A 19452-nucleotide genomic window follows, 5' to 3' on the forward strand; every position below is an offset into this window, starting at 1 on the left:
CACTTTTGCTATCACACAGCCGGAGTCACCCTATGAACCATCAACCGCGCGAAGAGATCCACTGGATCAATACGCTAAAAGGCGCCTGTATTTTATTGGTTGTTCTCTATCATGTCGTATTACCTGGGTATGCAGATACGCTACAATATCTAAACGCAGGATTGTTTCCGGCCCATCTTTGGGTGCAGTTTAATTACGTGTTATCTCCTCTGCGCATGCCAGCATTTTTCTTTGTTTCTGGCTTGCTCGCGGCCAATGCCATCGCCAATAAACCGTGGAAGAATGTCTTTACCGGCAGGGTGACGAATCTGTTTTATCTCTACATCTTGTGGGGAGTGATTCAGTGGTTATCCATTTATGGCATCTCGACCGAAATTACCGGACAGCGAATTTCATCTAATATTAACTCGTCGTATGCTCAATCCCCGCAAGAGTTTATTTCGTTGATGTTGCTGGCAATGAGTAGCTCCTGGTACCTCTATGCCCTGGGGTTATTCTTTTTGTTTGCCAAGCTATTTCGCCAGCAGCGGTTGCCATTGATGCTGGTGGCGATACTGCTTAATTATGCCGCGCTGACTAAATTTATACCCGGCTGGGGGCCTGAAAGTCTGTCGCAGTATTTTATTTTCTTCCTGCTCGGCGCATTTTACAGTGCATCGCTGATTCGTCTAAGTGAATGGCAGCGTGGCAATATCCTTCCTTGTCTGGTGCTGATTGCGCTATCTGTATTGCATATTTGGGTTGGATTGGGAAGAAGCCTTTTTCTTTGCACATTAGCGATCCTGTTCTGCATCGCGGTCACGCGCAAATTAAATCACTATTTCGATATGAAGGCGCTGAACTGGATGGGGAAAAACACGCTGCAAATTTATGTGCTACACCGCATTTTTATTGAGTTTTTTGGTATGACAGCCATTCTTTTTTCACTGAATCACCAGCTGTTTAACTACCCGCTGTTTTCTCTGATATGGGCGATTGGCTATCCTGTTGCAATGGTGGTTCTTTGCTCCTCCTGTTCCATGGTTGTCTGGACATTACTTAATCGCGGCATCGGGAAATCGCTGTTTATTTATCCTAAGTTATTACGCATCAAAACTGATGCGTAGCGGAGTTGGGTGCCGGTATTGACTCTCTAAAACAGGGCGAAACCAGGACTGGTTTCGCCTGATCGAGTAATGTCTTATCCAATAGTCATCAGACTGGCATTCCCTCCTGCTGCTGCGGTATTCACGCTAAGGGAGCGTTCAAGCAACAGGCGTTCGAGTAGCAAATTGGTTTCACCACGGGCGAAGCCCTGGACCGAGACGATTGGGCCGTCACGCTCGGCGACGTTGACGCAGACTTCGCGTAACTGATCGGCATCACCATGATAAATCACAGCATCGAACATCTCATGGCGAGCCAGCACCTCTCGTGAAAAATCAATACGTCCCTGAACGGCACCGGGCAATGCGCTAAACAATGAACGGTGGAGCTCGTCATCTTGCCATAAGGCCCGGCTACCCGCACTGGTTACGGCTGCCAACTGGATCAATATATCGGTTTCGTTATCTGCCAGGCACAACACGCGTTCACGCGGGAGCAGGGCGAAAGTGTTGCGTTCACCGGTAGGGCCGGGCAGTAGGCGAAGGGTCCCTGTCTGTGCCAGCTCGCCGTAACGGTGGCAGATTTCTGCCAGTTTGTGGTTTTCCTTTGCCCACTCACTCAGAGCCTTGTGGGCATCCAGCAGCGCCGGGCGCATCCCCGCATCGACCGGACCATCCTGGCGGTTTAGCGTGACGCTTAAGGCGTCTGCAGGACGATGGGAAAGCAGTCGATAAAGATAAAGTGGACCACCAGCCTTCGGCCCGGTGCCAGATAAGCCTTCACCGCCAAAAGGTTGTACGCCAACCACCGCGCCAACAATATTACGGTTGACGTAGAGGTTACCGACTTTTGCGCTATTCACGACTTGGGTAATGGTTTCATCAATACGGGTATGTACGCCCATCGTGAGGCCATATCCGGATGCATTAATCTGCTCAACCAGTGCAGGCAAAGTATTACGTGTAAAACGAACTACGTGCAAAACCGGGCCGAAGACTTCTTTGTCCAAATCGCCTATGGCATTAAGCTCAATCAGTGTTGGCATGACAAAGGTGCCGTGGCTCCACTCTCTACTGTCCTGACGATTATCCTGCGCAGCCTGGTAGACCGTCAGACCTTTTGTCTGCATTGCCTGGATATGGCTATTTATCTTATCCTTCGCTTCGGTATCAATGACCGGACCAATGTCGGTTGAAAGCCGCTCGGGGTTCCCCATCCTGCACTCAGCCATCGCACCGCGCAGCATCTGTAGCGTATGATCGGCAACATCTTCCTGAATGCACAACAGACGCAGCGCTGAGCAGCGCTGACCTGCGCTGTCAAACGCAGACGCAACGATATCCATCACGACTTGTTCAGTGAGTGCAGACGAGTCGACAATCATGGCATTCATGCCGCCGGTTTCAGCAATCAGCGGAGTAGGGCGGCCGTTTTGATCGAGTCGTCCGGCTAGTTGACGCTGTAACTGTGTGGCGACGGCCGTTGAACCAGTAAACATGACGCCACGGACTCGCGGGTCCTGTGTGAGCTGTGCGCCAACGGTTTCGCCGCGTCCGGGAAGGAGCTGGATCACACCAACCGGTACGCCGGCATCCAGTAAAATATGAATGGCTTGAGCGGCGATTAACGGTGTTTGTTCGGCAGGTTTCGCCAGTACACTATTGCCGGCAGCCAGCGCCGCGGCTATTTGTCCGGTAAAAATAGCCAGCGGGAAGTTCCATGGACTGATGCAAACCACTGGGCCAAGTGGGCGGTGAGTTTCATTATCAAAATCATCACGTACCTGACCAGCGTAATAGTGCAGAAAATCTACCGCCTCACGTACTTCAGAAATAGCGTTGCTAAACGTTTTCCCCGCTTCACGTACCAGAATACCAATCAGATGTTGCATTTGGCTGTCCATCAGCATCGCGGCGCGTTCGAGAATTGCGGCGCGTTCCTGTGGAGGGGTAGCAAACCAGATAGAGCCTGCGTTGACTGCGGCATCAAGCGCCAGAGAAACTTCTTGTTCGGAGGCCTCACGCACCTGACCGACGGTGTCGGTAGGGTCGGAAGGATTGAGGACCGGTTTCGTTTCTCCGGGAGCCAGTGCGCCATCAATAATCGGTTGTGTCAGCCAGGGCTGAGCTGCACTGTTCAGTAATGCGCTGGAAAGCGATGCCAAACGGTGTTCATTTGCCAGGTCCAGCCCGGTAGAGTTCTGGCGTTTACTGCCATAGAGATCGCGTGGTAGTGGGATCCTGGGATGGGGTAGGCCGACGGAACCTTCGCTGGCGGCGAGACTTTCTACCGTGCTGACTGGATCGGTGATGAGTTCATCAATGGGCACGGCAGTATCGGCAATACGATTCACAAAAGAGGTATTAGCACCGTTTTCCAGCAGGCGGCGTACCAGATAGGCCAGCAGGGTTTCATGAGTGCCTACGGGGGCATAGATGCGGCACGGACGATTCAGTTTGCCGTCAGCGACTTTGCCTACAACCTGCTCGTAAAGCGGTTCCCCCATTCCGTGCAGGCACTGGAATTCGTACTGCCCTGGATAATAATTATTACCTGCCAACTGGTAGATGGCCGCAAGCGTATGCGCGTTGTGGGTCGCAAATTGTGGATAAATCAAATTAGGAACCGACAGGAGCTTACGGGCGCAGGCCAGATAGGAGATATCGGTATAGACCTTTCGGGTATAGACCGGATACCCTTCAAGTCCTTCTATCTGGGCACGCTTGATTTCACTATCCCAGTAGGCGCCTTTTACCAGACGGATCATCAGACGACGGCGACTGCGCTGCGCCAGGTCGATTAGAGAATCGATAACGAAAGGACAGCGCTTCTGGTATGCCTGGATAACGAAGCCGATCCCGTTCCAGCCTTCCAGTGCGGGTTCAAAGCACAGTTTTTCCAGTAAATCGAGAGAGAGTTCCAGCCTGTCGGCCTCTTCAGCATCGATATTAATTCCAATATCGTAGGCGCGTGCCTGCATCGTCAGGGATTTAAGAATAGGGTAGAGCTCGTCCATCACGCGATCGTATTGTGCTCGACTGTAACGCGGGTGTAATGCTGATAATTTGATGGAAATACCGGGACCTTCGTAAATACCGCGGCCATTGGAGGCTTTGCCGATCGCATGAATGGCCTGCTGGTAGGAGATCAAATAGGCTTTGGCATCAGCGGCCGTCAGAGCGGCTTCGCCAAGCATATCGTAGGAGTAACTGAAGCCTTTCTCTTCCAGTTTCCGCGCGTTGGCAAGTGCTTCCGCTATTGTTTCACCGGTTACAAACTGCTCACCCATCAGTCGCATCGCCATATCCACACCTTTTCGAATAAGCGGTTCGCCACTTTTACCAATAATGCGGTTTAGCGAGTGTGACAGGCTGGCTTCATTGTGGGTAGCGACCAGGCGCCCAGTAAACAGCAGGCCCCAGGTGGCCGCATTGACAAACATTGATGGGCTGCGGCCCAGATGCGATTGCCAGTTCCCCGTACTGATTTTGTCGCGGATCAACGCATCACGCGTCGGTTTATCCGGAATGCGTAACAGCGCTTCAGCCAGGCACATCAGCGCAATGCCTTCCTGCGATGAGAGTGAAAACTCCTGTAGCAGACTTTGCACCATACCGGCTCGCCCCCCTGCGCTTTTCTGGTTGCGTAGTTTTTCTGCCAGGGTGTAGGCCAACTGTTGCGTTTTCACCGCCATGGCCCCGGGCAGACGAGCCTGCTCCAGCAGCATCGGTACGGCTTCGGGCTCCGGTCGCCGCCATGCGGAGGTAATAGCTGCACGCGTAACAGACTGCGGTAGTATTTGTTCAGCAAAATCGAGAAAAGGTTGGTGGGGGTCTTCCGGGAGCGTTTCATCGACATCGTTAACGGTCTGAATAGCCCCCTCCGGCAGCGCATCACCGGCTTCCAACTGCTCTAAGTAATTAAATATCGCCTGTTTAATCAACCAGTGAGAGGTACGATCAATTTTTTGCGCTGCCAGCTTAATTCGGTCACGTGTCGCCTCATCCAGCTTGACGCCCATTGTGGTTGTTGCCATGGCTTTAGTCCCTCTCAATTTAAACATTAGCGGTGTTGATTGCGCTTTGCCCAATTATTGACCATGTGTGGGGTTGCACGCACATCTGCGCAGCAATATCACTTATGTTGCAACTTTGTGCAACCATGTTAAATGTGACACCGTTAACAATGTGAGAAATCAGGCAAACTTACGATTATTCCTTTTTTAAATTCCGTTAGAACAAAATCTAAAACGATTTAAGGACCGGTATTTCCAGGAAATAGTACTTTTATGAAGGTGCAACTCGGAAGTTTGTGAGCCAGTGCAACCTCCTGGTATTTTTAATGTAATGGTGCGTGAATAAGCCGTTATTGATGTGTTAAATCGTTGGCGTGCCTGTTTTATTTCCGGCAGGATAACGCGCTTCAGGATTGAAGGGGTGCTGATGTCACATTCAGGTGGCTAAACAAATCCCTTCGCTTCCTCTGTATAAACCGATAATAAATGGAGAAATGGGATGACAGTAAGTACACCGATGATGGTGACCTTTATTGTTTATATATTTGGCATGGTGCTGATTGGTTTTATTGCCTACCGATCTACCCGGAATTTTGACGATTATATTTTGGGTGGGCGTAGCCTGGGTAGCGTGGTGACCGCGCTTTCTGCGGGGGCGTCCGATATGAGCGGTTGGCTACTAATGGGGTTGCCTGGTGCGATATTCCTTTCCGGAATTTCGGAGAGTTGGATCGCGATTGGTCTGACGATTGGGGCCTGGCTTAACTGGAAGATTGTGGCCGGTCGCCTTCGCGTTCAGACTGAACACCACAATAACGCATTGACCTTACCAGACTTCTTCTCCAGCCGTTTTGAAGATAACAGTAAGCTCCTGCGCATTATCTCTGCCATCGTTATCCTGGTCTTTTTTACCATCTACTGTGCATCCGGTATTGTGGCCGGAGCTCGCCTGTTTGAAAGTACGTTTGGTATGAGTTACACCACCGCATTATGGGCCGGTGCAGCTGCCACTATTGTCTATACCTTTGTCGGCGGATTCCTTGCCGTTAGCTGGACAGACACGGTACAGGCCAGCCTGATGATTTTTGCGCTAATTCTGACGCCAGTCATTGTGATAGTGGCCGTAGGCGGCATGAGCGATGCGTTAAAAGTTATTGAGGCAAAAAGCATTGAAAACCTGAATATGCTGAAAGGGCTGGATTTTGTTGCGGTTATCTCTTTGCTGGGATGGGGGCTGGGTTATTTCGGGCAACCCCATATCCTGGCCCGCTTTATGGCTGCCGATTCCCACCGTTCTATCCGCACCGCACGACGCATTGGTATGACATGGATGATTCTGTGTCTTGCCGGTGCCGTGGCGGTTGGTTTCTTTGGTATCGCCTATTTCCAGAACCATCCTGAGCAGGCTGGGGGCGTCTCTGAAAATGGCGAACGTATTTTCATAGAACTGGCACGAATTCTGTTTAATCCATGGATTGCCGGAATTTTGCTCTCGGCCATTCTGGCGGCTGTAATGTCGACACTGAGCTGCCAGTTGCTGGTGTGCTCTAGCGCATTGACTGAAGATCTGTACAAAAACTTCCTGCGTAAAAATGCCAGCCAATACGAACTGGTTTGGGTCGGACGTATGATGGTGCTGCTGGTGGCTGTCATTGCTATCGTGCTGGCTTCCGATCCTAACAACCGCGTGCTGGGGCTGGTGAGCTATGCTTGGGCCGGTTTTGGTGCGGCGTTTGGCCCGGTCGTTCTGTTTTCCGTGTGTTGGTCGCGTATGACCCGCAATGGGGCGCTGGTCGGCATGGTGGTGGGCGCTGCCACAGTCTTGCTATGGAAACAATATGGCTGGCTGGAGCTTTATGAAATCATCCCTGGTTTTATTTTTTCCAGCGTGGCGATTGTGGTCGTCAGTTTGCTGGGGCGTGCGCCTTCAGCTGAGGCGCAACAACGTTTTGCCGCCGCTGAAGCGGAATTTAATGCTGATTAACTCCTGATGTTAAGTCTGAAGAGCCCGCCTGTAGCGGGCTCTTTTTCATTATGTAGCCAGCAAATTACGAAAATTGCCAAGTCACCTCTTGTATTTCCCACCTCGTTAATGATAATCAATATCGTTCTGATTTACCCTTCTTTACTTCTTTTGACCGAGTTTCACTTTTGAGGTGCCAGGCATGTTTGTCCCTTTTCTCATTATGCTGCGTGAAGGATTAGAGGCAGCACTGATTGTCAGCCTGATTGCCAGCTATCTCAAACGAACCCAACGTTCTCGCTGGTTTGGTGCAATGTGGGGCGGCGTATTCATTGCTGCCGCACTGTGTTTAGCGTTCGGTGTGTTTATCAATGAAACCACCGGTGAATTTCCGCAGAAAGAACAGGAACTTTTTGAGGGGTTGGTGGCGGTTATTGCAGTCTGCATTCTTACCTGGATGGTGTTCTGGATGCGCAAAGCTGCACGTAATGTCAAAGCCCAGTTAGAAGATGCCGTGGACCATGCTCTGCAAAAGGGAAATCACAATGGCTGGGCGCTGGTGTTTATGGTGTTTCTGGCTGTCGCGCGCGAAGGCCTTGAATCCGTCTTCTTCTTGCTGGCCGCTTTTCAGCAGGATGTTGGCATGGGGCCCCCGTTAGGTGCGATGTTAGGGCTGGCTACAGCGGTTGTTTTGGGGATGCTGCTTTATTGGGGAGGCGTACGCTTAAACCTGGCGAAGTTTTTCAAATGGACCAGCTTGTTTATTTTGTTTGTGGCGGCAGGTCTTGCAGCCAGCGCCATCCGTGCATTTCACGAAGCCGGGTTGTGGAATCAATTTCAGAATACGGCATTCGATTTCAGCCAATCTCTCTCAACGCATACCGTTTTTGGCACGTTACTGGAAGGTATTTTGGGCTACCAGGAAGCGCCAACCGTGAGTGAAGTCGCGGTGTACTTTATCTATTTGATTCCGGCGCTGCTGCTTTTCATTTTGCCAGCACGCCCGACGGCCTCAGCCGCGCGAACCGCGCGCTAAGCTACTGACAGCGCGCCTTACGCCGCGCATATTCGTGACTTTGACAGGGAATTACTATGACTATTCGTTTCCGCCGTAAGGCGCTCTGCCTTGCACTGTTGACGCTGTCTTCGGCGTCAGGGGCCGCCATGGCTGCCGATGTACCCCAGGTTAATATCAGCGTCAATGATAAACAGTGCGATCCGATGACACTGACTGTCAACGCCGGTAAAACCCAGTTCATTATCAAAAATAACAGTATGAAAGGGGTGGAGTGGGAGATCCTGAAAGGCGTGATGGTTGTAGAAGAACGCGAAAATATTGCGCCAGGATTCACTCAAAAAATGACGGCAAACCTTGAAGCCGGCGAATATGATATGACGTGTGGGCTGTTGAGCAATCCCAAAGGTAAACTAATCGTCAGTGCAACGGGTGAAAAAGCAAATGATGGTAAATCCGACGTGCTGCAGCTGGTAGGACCCATTGCCGAATATAAAGTTTACGTGACCAAAGAGGTCGATCAACTGGTCACTGGGACCAAAGCCTTCACTGATGCGATAAAAGCGGGTGATATAGAGAAAGCCAAAGCATTATTTGCTCCAACACGTCAGCATTATGAGCGCATAGAACCGATCGCGGAATTGTTCTCCGATCTGGATGGCAGTATTGATGCCCGCGAAGATGATTACGAGAAGAAGGCCGAAGATCCGAACTTTACCGGATTCCACCGTTTGGAGAAGGTGCTATTTGGCGATAACACCACCAAGGGAACGGAAGAGTATGCCGACCGTTTATACAAAGACACGCAAGAGTTGCAGGTGCGTATCAATGAGTTGGCATTTCCTCCGGGCAAAGTTGTGGGTGGTGCGGCAGGTTTGATTGAAGAAGTCGCGTCCAGCAAAATCTCGGGTGAGGAAGATCGTTATAGCCGTACCGATCTGTGGGACTTCCAGGCAAATATTGATGGTGCCCAAAAAATTGTGAACCTGCTGCGTCCGTTGCTTGAGAAAGCGAATCCTCAATTATTAACAAAAGTGGATGGTAACTTCAAAAAAGTGGATGCGGTTCTTGCCAAATACCGCACGCAAACGGGATTTGAGTCTTACGATAAGCTTACAACAGCCGATCGCAATGCAATGAAGGGCCCTGTTACGGCGTTGGCTGAAGATCTTGCTTTGCTTCGTGGAACCTTAGGTCTGGACTAATTCGTCATGGATAAAGAATTGGACGCGACGTTACCGTCGCGTCGTCGTTTACTCAAAGGGATGGGCATTCTGAGTGGTGCCCTGGCAGTGGGCGGCGGCTGTCCGGTCGCCGCTGCTACCCCTGAAGATAAGTCGTTTTCACCGGGTGCGTTGTCGCCGAATGCACGGATGGAGCAACAGCCTTTTTATGGTGTGCATCAAGCGGGTATTGTGACGCCGCAACAGGCGTCAATGATGTTGGTATCTTTTGATGTATTGGCTGCGGATAAAAACGATCTTGAGCGGCTATTCCGGTTGCTGACCGATCGTATCGCTTTCCTCACGACCGGAGGAAAAGCTCCCCAGGTGAGTAATCCACAATTGCCACCGATGGACTCCGGTATTCTCGGCGATAACATCTATCCTGATAATCTCACCATCACCGTCTCGGTTGGCGCCTCTCTTTTTGACGGGCGCTTCGGCCTGCAAGCTCATAAACCGCTAAAACTGGAAACCATGAAGCGTTTCCCTAACGACGCGCTGGATACCCGCCTGTGTCACGGTGATGTACTGCTGCAGATTTGTGCCAATACTAACGATACGGTCATCCATGCGCTAAGGGATATTATTAAGCATTCGCCCGATCTGCTGAGCGTACGCTGGCGACGTGAAGGATTTATTTCCGATCATGCTGCCCGCAGTAAAGGAAAGGAGACGCCGATTAACCTGCTGGGTTTTAAGGATGGAACCGCGAATCCCAATACGGCTGACCAGCCGCTGATGAATAACATTCTGTGGGTGAGTGCGGAGCAGGGGGAACCGGGCTGGGCTACGCACGGAAGTTACCAGGCGACACGTATTATTCAGTTTCATGTAGAATTTTGGGACCGCACCCCGCTACGTGAGCAGCAGACTATTTTTGGTCGGGAAAAGCACAGCGGAGCGCCGCTTGGCATGAAATATGAGCATGATGTTCCGGACTATTTACAGGATCCGGACGGTGTGACCATTCCACTCGATGCGCATATTCGTCTGGCCAATCCACGCACGCTGGCGACGCAAAACAGTTTGATGCTGCGGCGGGGATACAGTTATTCGTTGGGCGTCTCTCAGGCGGGGCAGCTTGATATGGGGCTGTTATTCGTCTGCTATCAGCATGATTTAGAAAAAGGTTTTTTGTCCGTTCAGCAGCGCTTAAACGGTGAGGCGCTGGAAGAATATATAAAGCCTATCGGCGGCGGTTATTTTTTTGTTTTACCCGGCGTACCCGACGATAAACATTTTCTGGGGCAGACGTTACTCGAAGCCTGAGAGGTTATCCTTAGCCATTCGTTCATCGTTGAATGACTGGCTATTTTTTAATCTATTTCTGGCGCTCTTTCGTTTGTCACGCTTTGATACGAATTATCTGATTGCCTTAGATAACGTGAGTTTGAATAAACGTTTTGATTTTTAATGTTTTTTTTATTCGATTAAAAATAGACTTTTATCCCTGAGCTTATTTTTTTCAAAAATGACGTAAAATTAATGTTGCAAATTGGGCGGGAACTGTTGCATTTTAATCAGTAACGGTAGTCAGATGATTTTAAACATAACGCCATTCAGAATAATGGATGTTGTGATTATCGGGAGGGGAATGACGCAAGTCCGTATTCCATCCGTCATTTGATAAGCCAATATGGCTAACACCGACGCAACTTCAGGTATCATGGGTATATATGGAGATCGCGAATGGATAAGTCCTCTATGGGACATGAGTCTGATAAAGTGTTTACCATCGCTTTTTCTCGCGAGGATATTTTCTCCTCAATCGTTTTCCTTCTCTTCTTATTTCTTTCATTTCAATTAAAACATGCATTATTTTCTGGTGCGCAGACTCGCTTCGGCCTTTTTGCGGACTTTTATCAACGGCTATACAAGGCTTAAAAGGAAGCCACGACCTCTAAAGCGTTCACGTAATCGCATCACAACCTATTAGATGCGGGAAATGAAACCAACTGTAAGGTGCCACTATGGGAAGACAGAAAGCAGTGATCAAAGCGCGTCGTGAAGCCAAACGTGTGCTTCGTGGCGATTCACGCAGTCATCGTCAGCGTGAAGAAGAATCGGTCACCTCGCTGGTGCAGATGGGTGGGCTGGATTCAATCGGTATGGCACGTGATACCCGTGACAATTCGCCAATTGAAGCCAGAAATGAAGCTCAGGCGCACTATCTCAATGCCATAGAAACGAAACAACTGATTTTCGCTACCGGTGAAGCGGGTTGCGGTAAAACCTGGATCAGTGCAGCGAAAGCCGCTGAGGCTCTGATACATAAAGATGTAGACAGAATTATTGTCACACGTCCGGTGCTGCAGGCGGATGAGGATCTGGGTTTTTTGCCTGGTGATATTTCCGAGAAATTTGCACCTTATTTCCGACCTGTGTATGACGTTCTGGTTAAACGTCTTGGCTCTTCCTTTATGCAATATTGTTTACGGCCTGAAATTGGTAAAGTTGAAATTGCGCCATTCGCATACATGCGTGGCCGCACATTTGAAAATGCGGTGGTGATTCTGGATGAGGCGCAGAATGTTACCGCAGCGCAGATGAAGATGTTTTTGACTCGTCTTGGAGAGAATGTGACGGTAATCGTGAATGGTGATATTACCCAGTGTGATTTACCGTCTCATGTACAGTCCGGCCTGAGCGATGCTTTGGCGCGTTTCCAGGAAGATGAACTGGTCAGTATCGTGCGTTTTGGTAAAGAGGATTGTGTACGCTCAATGCTTTGTCAGCGTGCATTGAATGCATATACGTAAACCTTTGCGGAATCAAACGTAGTTAAAACGCGGCGTCTGCTGCGTGACGAGTAAAGTAGTGAGTTAATATGTAGCCCCAAGCCCGGACGCAAGTTCGGGCTTTTTTATGCATAAAAAAAAGCCTGAACATTAATTCAGGCTTTCTCTTTAAATTTGGCGGTGAGAGAGGGGTTCGAACCCTCGATACACTTTCGCGTATACACACTTTCCAGGCGTGCTCCTTCAGCCACTCAGACACCTCACCGTTTATATCGCCATCCCGCAAGGGATAACGGGGCGCTACTATAGGGAGTAGCGGAGAAACGGTCAAGTAGAATTTTTCCTTTTGTTATATCTGGTTAAGGCGTAACCACACGACCCCTGTCATACTTCACACAACAGGATTGTTGGCTGCGCCTGTTCGCCCCGGTCACTGACTGGAGTAGGCTTCCGGGGACTCACAGGCTTGCCGCCGCCCGCAGATCAAGAGTTTAATGATTTCACGCGGTTAGCATAACTCTTACGCAGCTTTTGTAATTTGGGCGGGATAACCGCCAGGCAATAACCGTTCTGTTGGCCACGACCCTCCCAGTAATCCTGGTGATAACCCTCAGCCGGATACCACGCCGTCAATGGCTCAATGGTGGTCACCACTGGCTGTTGATTATCCTGCTGGGCACGCTGAATCGCAGCTTCAGCCTCCGCGCGTTGCTCTGGCGTAACCGGGAAAATCGCTGAGCGATATTGAGTACCCATATCATTACCCTGGCGATTGAGCTGTGTGGGATCGTGGGTTGCAAAACTAATATCCAGTAAGTCGCCGTAGCTCAGTTGCTCGGGATCGAAACCGATACGGATCGCTTCTGCATGACCGGTGGTTCCGGTGCAGACTTCTTCATAGGTTGGGTTGGCGGTGGTTCCCCCGGTGTAGCCACTTTCGACGGTTTCTACACCGATCACATCTTTAAACACCGCTTCGGTGCACCAGAAACAACCGCCTGCGATGATTGCGTATTCTTTAGCCATGGTAAAAACTCCTGAATGTACGACGATTACCCAGATGGTGGCCGGATAACCGAACAGATAAATACGTTATCACATTGTTATTGCGCGTGGCGTATTACTGTGTGCTTGCCTCTTCGTTACAGGAAGCCGGCGCGAGGACATGGCTACCCGTGCAAAGGCGATTTCGTTATAGATCTGAGTGGCCGTTGTTCTAAATCCGTTGGGTGTTATGGCGATGGCGCAGCGGTACTATTTGATTTTTGCCACGGGAAGCTCATTGAGTTGTGTCGTGTAGGCCGGGGAGAGAAAGTCGCGTTTCATCTGCCATTGTTGCTGAATACCCTGTCCGGCAAACCACAGCGTCCCCCGACCTTGCTGATTATGCTTATCCAGCAGAGACATGAGTTGCTCACTATTGCGGCGGGGAGGCTGTGGATCGAACAAATCAAACTGCGCAATGCCCTGGCTGAAGAAGTCACCCAGCATTACGCCGCCCTTCATATAACGTTGTTCCGGTCGCCAGATGGCATCCAGGCAGTACACTGCGCGATTAATAATATCGCGGCTGTCCTGCGTGGGTGTCAGCAGTCTGCTGCTGGCTGAGTTAGCATAATAGGGGTGATTATCATCATGGGGGCTGGTACGAATGAAGGCACCCACCTCACGGCAGTACTGGCGCTCATGCCGTAATTTTTCTGCCGCCCGCACAGCATAACTGCAGATTGCCTCCCGCATTTGCGCATAATCGGTGATACGGGAACTAAACGATCGTGAACAGAGGATATGTTGCTTTCCGGGGATCACTTCTTCAAACATCAGGCAGGATTCCCCACGCAGTTCACGTACCGTACGCTCCACGACAACACCAAAGTGCTTACGTATTAAAGCGGTTGGCGTGTTGGCAAGTTGCAGAGCTGTCTTAATTCCCATCTGATTAAGTTTCTTACTTAGTCGTTGCCCGATACCCCAGACATGATCAACCGCCAACAAGGCCATCAATTTTTGCTGGCGTACCGTGGAGGAGAGATCAAGTACGCCGCCTGTTTTAGTCCATTTTTTAGCCGCATAATTTGCCAGTTTCGCCAGCGTTTTAGTGGGTGCGATACCAACGCCGACCGTTAGATGGGTTTCCCGTAGCAGTGTATCCCGCACATCGTGACCAAACTGTGCCAGTGGCATACAGTGCTCGACACCGGTCAAATCGAGAAAGGCTTCATCAATAGAATAGACATCAATACGCGGCGCCAGACGTTCCAGTGTTTCCATCACGCGGTTAGACATATCGGCATATAGCGCATAATTGGATGAGAAGACCACGACATTGTGACGTTGTAACTCCTCGCGTAATTTGAAATAGGGAGCGCCCATGTTCAGAGAAAGTTGCCTGGCTTCGCGGCTGAGAGAAATAATACATCCATCGTTATTGGACAGCACCACCACGGGGCGGCCGCGTAAATCGGGGCGGAATATCGTCTCACATGAGGTATAGAATGAATTAACGTCAACGAGTGCGAACATGGTTATTTATCAGCCGTCAAAGGTGGCGTTATAAGCTATTTTATTTGTCATTTTGCTTCCGCAGTGCTTAACATTCTCTTACGGAAATTTCCGGGGCGGCTTCCATTTTCACCTACGAAGGGCAGAGCAAAAGGTTACGCCCAGCCGGATACGGAGCCAGAACCGCGATGATCTGGCTCCTCGGGTATCATCAGGAACCGAGTTTATCTTGAGTGCGTAGCTCAAAATCGGCGGCATCATGACGTTCATGAAGTTGCTCTGATGGCTCACCCCACGTGCGATTAACGATACGGCCACGCTGCACGGCGGGGCGCTGGTCAATCTCTTGCGTCCAGCGCTGCAAATGGGGATAACTCAGGACGTCCAGAAACTCACCTGCACCATACTGCTGCCCCTTTGCTAAATTGCCGTACCAGGGCCAAATTGCGATATCGGCAATCGAGTATTCATCACCGGCAATGTAACGATGGTTGGCAAGCTGGCGGTTTAGTAGATCGAGATGGCGCTTTGCTTCCATTGTAAAGCGGTCAATGGCATATTCGAGCTTCACGGGCGCATAGTGGTAAAAATGACCAAAACCGCCACCGAGATAAGGTGCCGCGCCCTGCAGCCAGAAAAGCCAGTTTACGACTTCAGTTCGGCCCGCCAGGTCTTTAGGTAAAAAGTGGCCAAATTTTTCTGCAAGGTAAAGCAGGATAGCACCGGACTCAAATACCCGAATTGCCGGTGAGGTTGAGCGGTCTAACAGCGCCGGGATCTTAGAGTTAGGATTAACGTCTACGAACCCGGAAGAGAACTGTTCTCCTTCGCCGATGCGAATCAGATGTGCATCATATTCCGCATCGCTGATGCCAAGCGCCAGTAACTCCTCAAGTAGGATCGTCACTTTTTGGCCGTTCGGCGTACCCATGGAATAAAGCTGCAGAGGATGTTTACCTACAGGCAGGGTGGCATCATGGGTCGGTCCGGCAATCGGACGATTGATTTTGGACCAGATGCCGTTGCCTTCGGGGTCCCACGTCCAGACTTTAGGGGGCGTATATTCTTTATCCGTCATGATAATTACTTGCCTTTTCGCTGAGTAAAGGGGGCCAGAATGCCCTGTATCGATCGCCACATCGCTTAAAAAACTAAGCGGCTGCATAGATAATGAAGGTGACGACGCCGAAAATTTCCAGTTCTTCTTCATTGCGTAGCACGATGGGTGAAAAGCGCGGGTTCATGGGCAACAGCTGAACGTTAGGCCGTAGCTGCAGTTTCTTTACCGTAAATTCGCCATCAATAGCGGCGACGACAATACGGCCATGTTCCGGTTTCAGGGCGCTATCGACAATCAGCAGATCGCCGTCGCTGATATTTGCATCCTGCATGGAATCACCCGCGACCCGGATGAAATAGGTCGCACTGGGATGTTTGATCAGATGTGCGTTCAGATCAAGGCGACGCTCGACGTAGTCGGCAGCTGGGGAGGGGAATCCGCAGGCGACCGGGTCCGAATACAGCGGTAACTCCCGGGATATTGGATGTTCTGCGGGATATAAAAGTATCATCATTCAGGCTCAATATAACTGTATTTATATACAGTATTATCAATTTCTGACAACGATCAAGTTTTATCTTTCCTTAAACCATCATGGCATTGTTCTGCCAGAGTATTTAACGTCCATGGTGACAGCAGAAGTGCCGAGGGGGGGGCAGCAAAGGCCACTATTACCGGGTAGAACCGGTGCTTTCAACGTGGCGATTTTATCCCGTGTCTGACGAGTGAATCGGGTCGCAATCGCCCTCCTCATAGAAATTAACGCTGTAGCACAACTGGCGGAAGCCGAAACAGTGCCTATACTTAATTGTGATGTTGTTCGCAGTTTGGCCCGAGAGCGCCATGAGAAGACAGGATCTGGCATGACGCCGGACGATGAGTGAAGGTTGGGTGAGGAGAAAACATCCTAAAATAGTCAATTTGTCGTATTCCTTTCAGTCACCCGCGTGGTAAACGTTCCACGCTTCCTGTCACTGGCCTCGGTAACCTCACGTCGGACATCAGAAATCTCCTCATGTGCTGGCAAGTGGTATTTGTACGCTTGCTCAAAATATCCTGACCGGAGGAAGAGTGTGACCAACGAATCTGCTGTTTTACCGTCGTTAAGTGGCGGTCTTTATGCCTTCTTCTTCGATGTTGATGGCACCTTAGCAGCGATTAAACCACGCCCTGATGAGGTCTCGATCCCTGAAAATGTCCGTCAAATGCTGCAATCCTTATCTACCCTGAGCCAAGGTGCGCTGGCGTTGGTATCAGGACGTCCTGTGAAAGAGCTGGACGTCCTGATATCACCGCTGCATGTACCGCTTGCGGGTGTGCACGGCGCTGAACGCCGAGATGTTAAAGGCGAACTGCATTGCACCGCATTGCCTGCGGCAGTGACAAAAGAGTTGGGTGATATTCTCGCTGACAGTATCGCGGGCTGGCCCGGGACGCAGGTGGAAATAAAGGGTATGGCCTTTGCGCTGCACTATCGTCAGGCAATGCAATATGAAGCGCAGGTTTTACAACTGGCGCAGTCAATGGTTGAGCGTTTCCCGGAGCTGGCGCTGCAGCCGGGTAAATGTGTGGTGGAGCTGAAGCCACAGGGTATTGATAAGGGTGCTGCGATTAAGGCCTTCATGCGTGAAGCACCTTTTACCGGACGGATACCGGTTTTTATTGGGGATGATTTAACCGATGAGGCAGGATTCCTTGTAGTGAATGCCATGCAGGGCATTTCGGTAAAAGTGGGGGATGGCCCAAGCCATGCACGTTACCGCCTGAAAGGGGTGAATGATGTTTACGCATGGCTGGAGCAGTTAATATTACAATTAGATCAAGACAAGACAACGTCGGTAAGGAGTAAAGGTTATGAGTCGCTTAGTGGTCGTATCTAACCGTATCGCGATACCCGATGGGTCGAAGACCGGAGCAGGGGGGTTGGCCGTAGGAATTTTAGATGCGTTAAAGTCTACCGGTGGGCTATGGTTTGGCTGGAATGGTGAAATTAGTACCATCACGGAAGAAGATGATCCTGAAAAGCTGGATACCCAGCAACATGAAGGAATCACCTATTCTTCCTTTAGCCTGAGTCAAAATGATTATGACCTTTACTACAGCCAGTTTTCCAATACGGTAGTATGGCCTGCATTCCATTATCGCCTTGATTTGGTGCAGTACCAGCGTGAGGCATGGGAAGGTTATTGTCGGGTCAATGAATCATTGGCTACGCGTCTGCAGCCGCTGGTAGAGTCTGATGACATACTGTGGATCCATGATTATCACCTGTTGCCATTTGCCGCTGCCTGCCGCAAAAGGGGGATGAATAATCGCATGGGGTTCTTTCTGCATATTCCTTTTCCTACCCCCGAAATCTTCAATGCGTTGCCTCCCCATGAAGAGCTATTGGAAATGCTGTGCGAGTACGATTTATTAGGTTTCCAAACCGAGAGCGATCGTGTGGCATTTCTGGAAAGCTTATCGTTATTGACCCAGGTGCAAAACACCGGAACTAAACAACATCGCGCGTTTGGTCATAATTTCTCCACAGACGTTTATCCCATCGGTATTGAGCCGGACAGTATCAAGGAAATGGCGGAAGGGCCATTACCTGCGAAAATGGCAGCGATGAAACGTGAACTGGGCGATGCCAAAAATATTATTGCCTGTGAGCGGTTGGATTATTCGAAAGGGCTACCGGAACGCTTCCTGGCCTACGAGGCCCTGTTGGAAAATTTTCCGCAGCATCGCGGTAATATCCGCTATTCGCAAATTGCGCCAACCTCGCGAGGCGAAGTCCAGGCATACCAGGATATTCGTCACCAACTGGAAACGGAAGCGGGGCGTATCAACGGTAAATACGGTACGCTTGGTTGGACGCCGCTGTACTACCTTAACCAGCATTTTGATCGCCGGCTATTGATGAAAATTTTTCGCCTGACCGATGTGGGATTGGTGACTCCGCTACGGGATGGGATGAACCTGGTTGCAAAAGAGTATGTTGCTGCACAGGACCCGGACGATCCTGGAGTGCTGGTGCTATCACGCTTCGCCGGTGCGGCAAACGAACTGACCTCGGCATTAATTGTTAATCCTTACGATCGCGATGAAGTTGCGGCAGCGCTTGATCAGGCATTAACGATGCCGCGGACTGAGCGTATTTCACGTTACAACGACATGATGGCCGTTCTGCGTAAAAATGACATTACCCACTGGCGGGAGTCTTTCCTGAAGGATCTCTATGCCATCAATCCACGGCAAGAAGAGGACGCGGTAAGCCATAAGGTTGCCACCTTTCCAAAACTAGCCTGATATCTGAAGTGTAACGGCTAACGCATCGATTTCCCCGCGTTAGGCTCTATCAGATGCTATTCCTGCCACGGGTTAATGTCCGGGATTCCGGGCATTAACTCGTGATACGTCTTCGCCAATTGTTTTTCTTCCGCGTTAAGCCACAGGTCTTACTCACCATATCCGTTAAAGCGCAGCGAAAGCATCATGCCGTTGGTTAACAGAGCGTTCAGATGAGAATGAATAGACTACAGAAAATGCGGGGGCTAAAAAACGGCGAGGAAATGGACGAATGATAGGATCATACATTCATTTGGCTAATATAACGTTCCGTTATCGTTATTCTGCCTGCTGCCGGGGACGTTTTTTTCTGTTAAAAAAAGGTTGCTGAAAAGCGGTGCAAGCCGATCGTCGTGTCTTTTCGCTGTCATTAATTTGCCACAGAAATCTCTCCTCTTTAGCTGACACAAAAGGCCGACTTCCATAATAAGAATGGCATTTAATTTTCACTTTTGTTAAATAATTAAAATATAACTCTTAAAATTTTGAATTTGTCATAATTTTAATCTAAAAA

14 protein-coding genes and 1 tRNA gene are annotated in these 19452 nt (G+C 50.1%); 9 read left to right on the plus strand and 6 right to left on the minus strand.

All coding sequences use genetic code 11. From position 1 onward, the window contains the following. Positions 1-32 precede the first annotated feature (32 nt). A complete protein-coding gene (locus J1C60_RS07795) occupies positions 33-1106 on the plus strand; it encodes an acyltransferase family protein (RefSeq protein ID WP_128174924.1) in 1074 nt (357 codons plus the stop codon). A 74-nt stretch (positions 1107-1180) separates the two neighbouring features. Here J1C60_RS07795 and putA read toward each other — a convergent pair whose 3' ends face one another. Continuing rightward, complete coding sequence (putA, locus tag J1C60_RS07800) at positions 1181-5122, minus strand: trifunctional transcriptional regulator/proline dehydrogenase/L-glutamate gamma-semialdehyde dehydrogenase (RefSeq protein WP_128174922.1); 3942 nt, start codon at positions 5120-5122, stop codon at positions 1181-1183. A 478-nt stretch (positions 5123-5600) separates the two neighbouring features. On the opposite strand from putA, the gene putP reads away from it, so the two are divergent. The 6 genes from putP (at position 5601) to phoH (ending at position 12064) form a co-directional block, all read left to right on the plus strand. Next, entirely contained in the window at positions 5601-7085 is a 1485-nt protein-coding gene (putP, locus tag J1C60_RS07805) for a sodium/proline symporter PutP (protein ID WP_128174920.1), read from the plus strand. Positions 7086-7266: 181 nt separating this feature from the next. After that, positions 7267-8100: an iron uptake transporter permease EfeU gene (gene efeU / locus J1C60_RS07810; RefSeq protein ID WP_128174918.1), complete on the plus strand. Its 834-nt coding sequence runs from the start codon at positions 7267-7269 to the stop codon at positions 8098-8100. 56 nt (positions 8101-8156) lie between these two features. Beyond that, entirely contained in the window at positions 8157-9284 is a 1128-nt protein-coding gene (gene efeO, locus J1C60_RS07815) for an iron uptake system protein EfeO (protein WP_128174917.1), read from the plus strand. Between the two features lie 6 nt (positions 9285-9290). Then, positions 9291-10574: an iron uptake transporter deferrochelatase/peroxidase subunit gene (gene efeB / locus J1C60_RS07820; RefSeq protein ID WP_128174915.1), complete on the plus strand. Its 1284-nt coding sequence runs from the start codon at positions 9291-9293 to the stop codon at positions 10572-10574. Between the two features lie 420 nt (positions 10575-10994). Next, positions 10995-11189 (plus strand): hypothetical protein, encoded by a 195-nt coding sequence (locus tag J1C60_RS07825; protein WP_128174914.1) that lies wholly within the window; start codon positions 10995-10997, stop codon positions 11187-11189. 86 nt (positions 11190-11275) lie between these two features. Further along, the gene (gene phoH, locus J1C60_RS07830) at positions 11276-12064 is read left to right on the plus strand and encodes a phosphate starvation-inducible protein PhoH (protein WP_128174912.1); all 789 of its coding nucleotides are present in this window, start codon (positions 11276-11278) and stop codon (positions 12062-12064) included. Positions 12065-12218: 154 nt separating this feature from the next. On the opposite strand, the gene J1C60_RS07835 is transcribed toward phoH, so the two are convergent. The 5 genes from J1C60_RS07835 to umuD all read right to left on the minus strand — a co-directional run bounded on the left by J1C60_RS07835 (position 12219) and on the right by umuD (position 16116). Beyond that, positions 12219-12308 (minus strand) — tRNA-Ser (locus tag J1C60_RS07835). Between the two features lie 218 nt (positions 12309-12526). After that, the gene (msrA, locus tag J1C60_RS07840; protein WP_128174910.1) at positions 12527-13069 is read right to left on the minus strand and encodes a peptide-methionine (S)-S-oxide reductase MsrA; all 543 of its coding nucleotides are present in this window, start codon (positions 13067-13069) and stop codon (positions 12527-12529) included. A gap of 228 nt (positions 13070-13297) precedes the next feature. Next, positions 13298-14566, minus strand: coding sequence for a translesion error-prone DNA polymerase V subunit UmuC (gene umuC / locus J1C60_RS07845; protein WP_128174908.1), 1269 nt, complete (start codon positions 14564-14566; stop codon positions 13298-13300). 190 nt (positions 14567-14756) lie between these two features. Further along, positions 14757-15623, minus strand: coding sequence for a glutathione-dependent disulfide-bond oxidoreductase (gene yghU / locus J1C60_RS07850; RefSeq protein WP_128174906.1), 867 nt, complete (start codon positions 15621-15623; stop codon positions 14757-14759). 73 nt (positions 15624-15696) lie between these two features. Then, positions 15697-16116 carry a translesion error-prone DNA polymerase V autoproteolytic subunit gene (gene umuD, locus J1C60_RS07855; RefSeq protein ID WP_182611406.1) on the minus strand — a complete coding sequence of 140 codons (420 nt, stop codon included), beginning with the start codon at positions 16114-16116 and terminating at the stop codon, positions 15697-15699. A 562-nt stretch (positions 16117-16678) separates the two neighbouring features. Here umuD and otsB point away from each other — a divergent pair. After that, positions 16679-17485: a trehalose-phosphatase gene (otsB, locus tag J1C60_RS07860; RefSeq protein WP_128174902.1), complete on the plus strand. Its 807-nt coding sequence runs from the start codon at positions 16679-16681 to the stop codon at positions 17483-17485. After that, positions 17460-18899, plus strand: coding sequence for an alpha,alpha-trehalose-phosphate synthase (gene otsA / locus J1C60_RS07865; protein ID WP_128174900.1), 1440 nt, complete (start codon positions 17460-17462; stop codon positions 18897-18899). Before otsB ends, otsA begins: the two co-directional genes overlap by 26 nt. The last annotated feature ends 553 nt before the right edge of the window (positions 18900-19452 follow it).

Source organism: [Pantoea] beijingensis (genome assembly GCF_022647505.1).
Classification (GTDB): domain Bacteria; phylum Pseudomonadota; class Gammaproteobacteria; order Enterobacterales; family Enterobacteriaceae; genus Erwinia; species Erwinia beijingensis.

Coding starts and splice junctions, on each gene's coding strand:
- otsA (WP_128174900.1), top strand. CDS start 17,460: ATGAGTCGCTTAGTGGTCGTATCTAACCGTATCGCGATACCCGATGGG.
- efeO (WP_128174917.1), top strand. CDS start 8,157: ATGACTATTCGTTTCCGCCGTAAGGCGCTCTGCCTTGCACTGTTGACG.
- J1C60_RS07825 (WP_128174914.1), top strand. CDS start 10,995: ATGGATAAGTCCTCTATGGGACATGAGTCTGATAAAGTGTTTACCATC.
- umuD (WP_182611406.1), bottom strand. CDS start 16,116: ATGATACTTTTATATCCCGCAGAACATCCAATATCCCGGGAGTTACCG.
- msrA (WP_128174910.1), bottom strand. CDS start 13,069: ATGGCTAAAGAATACGCAATCATCGCAGGCGGTTGTTTCTGGTGCACC.
- efeB (WP_128174915.1), top strand. CDS start 9,291: ATGGATAAAGAATTGGACGCGACGTTACCGTCGCGTCGTCGTTTACTC.
- phoH (WP_128174912.1), top strand. CDS start 11,276: ATGGGAAGACAGAAAGCAGTGATCAAAGCGCGTCGTGAAGCCAAACGT.
- yghU (WP_128174906.1), bottom strand. CDS start 15,623: ATGACGGATAAAGAATATACGCCCCCTAAAGTCTGGACGTGGGACCCC.
- putA (WP_128174922.1), bottom strand. CDS start 5,122: ATGGCAACAACCACAATGGGCGTCAAGCTGGATGAGGCGACACGTGAC.
- umuC (WP_128174908.1), bottom strand. CDS start 14,566: ATGTTCGCACTCGTTGACGTTAATTCATTCTATACCTCATGTGAGACG.
- putP (WP_128174920.1), top strand. CDS start 5,601: ATGACAGTAAGTACACCGATGATGGTGACCTTTATTGTTTATATATTT.
- J1C60_RS07795 (WP_128174924.1), top strand. CDS start 33: ATGAACCATCAACCGCGCGAAGAGATCCACTGGATCAATACGCTAAAA.
- efeU (WP_128174918.1), top strand. CDS start 7,267: ATGTTTGTCCCTTTTCTCATTATGCTGCGTGAAGGATTAGAGGCAGCA.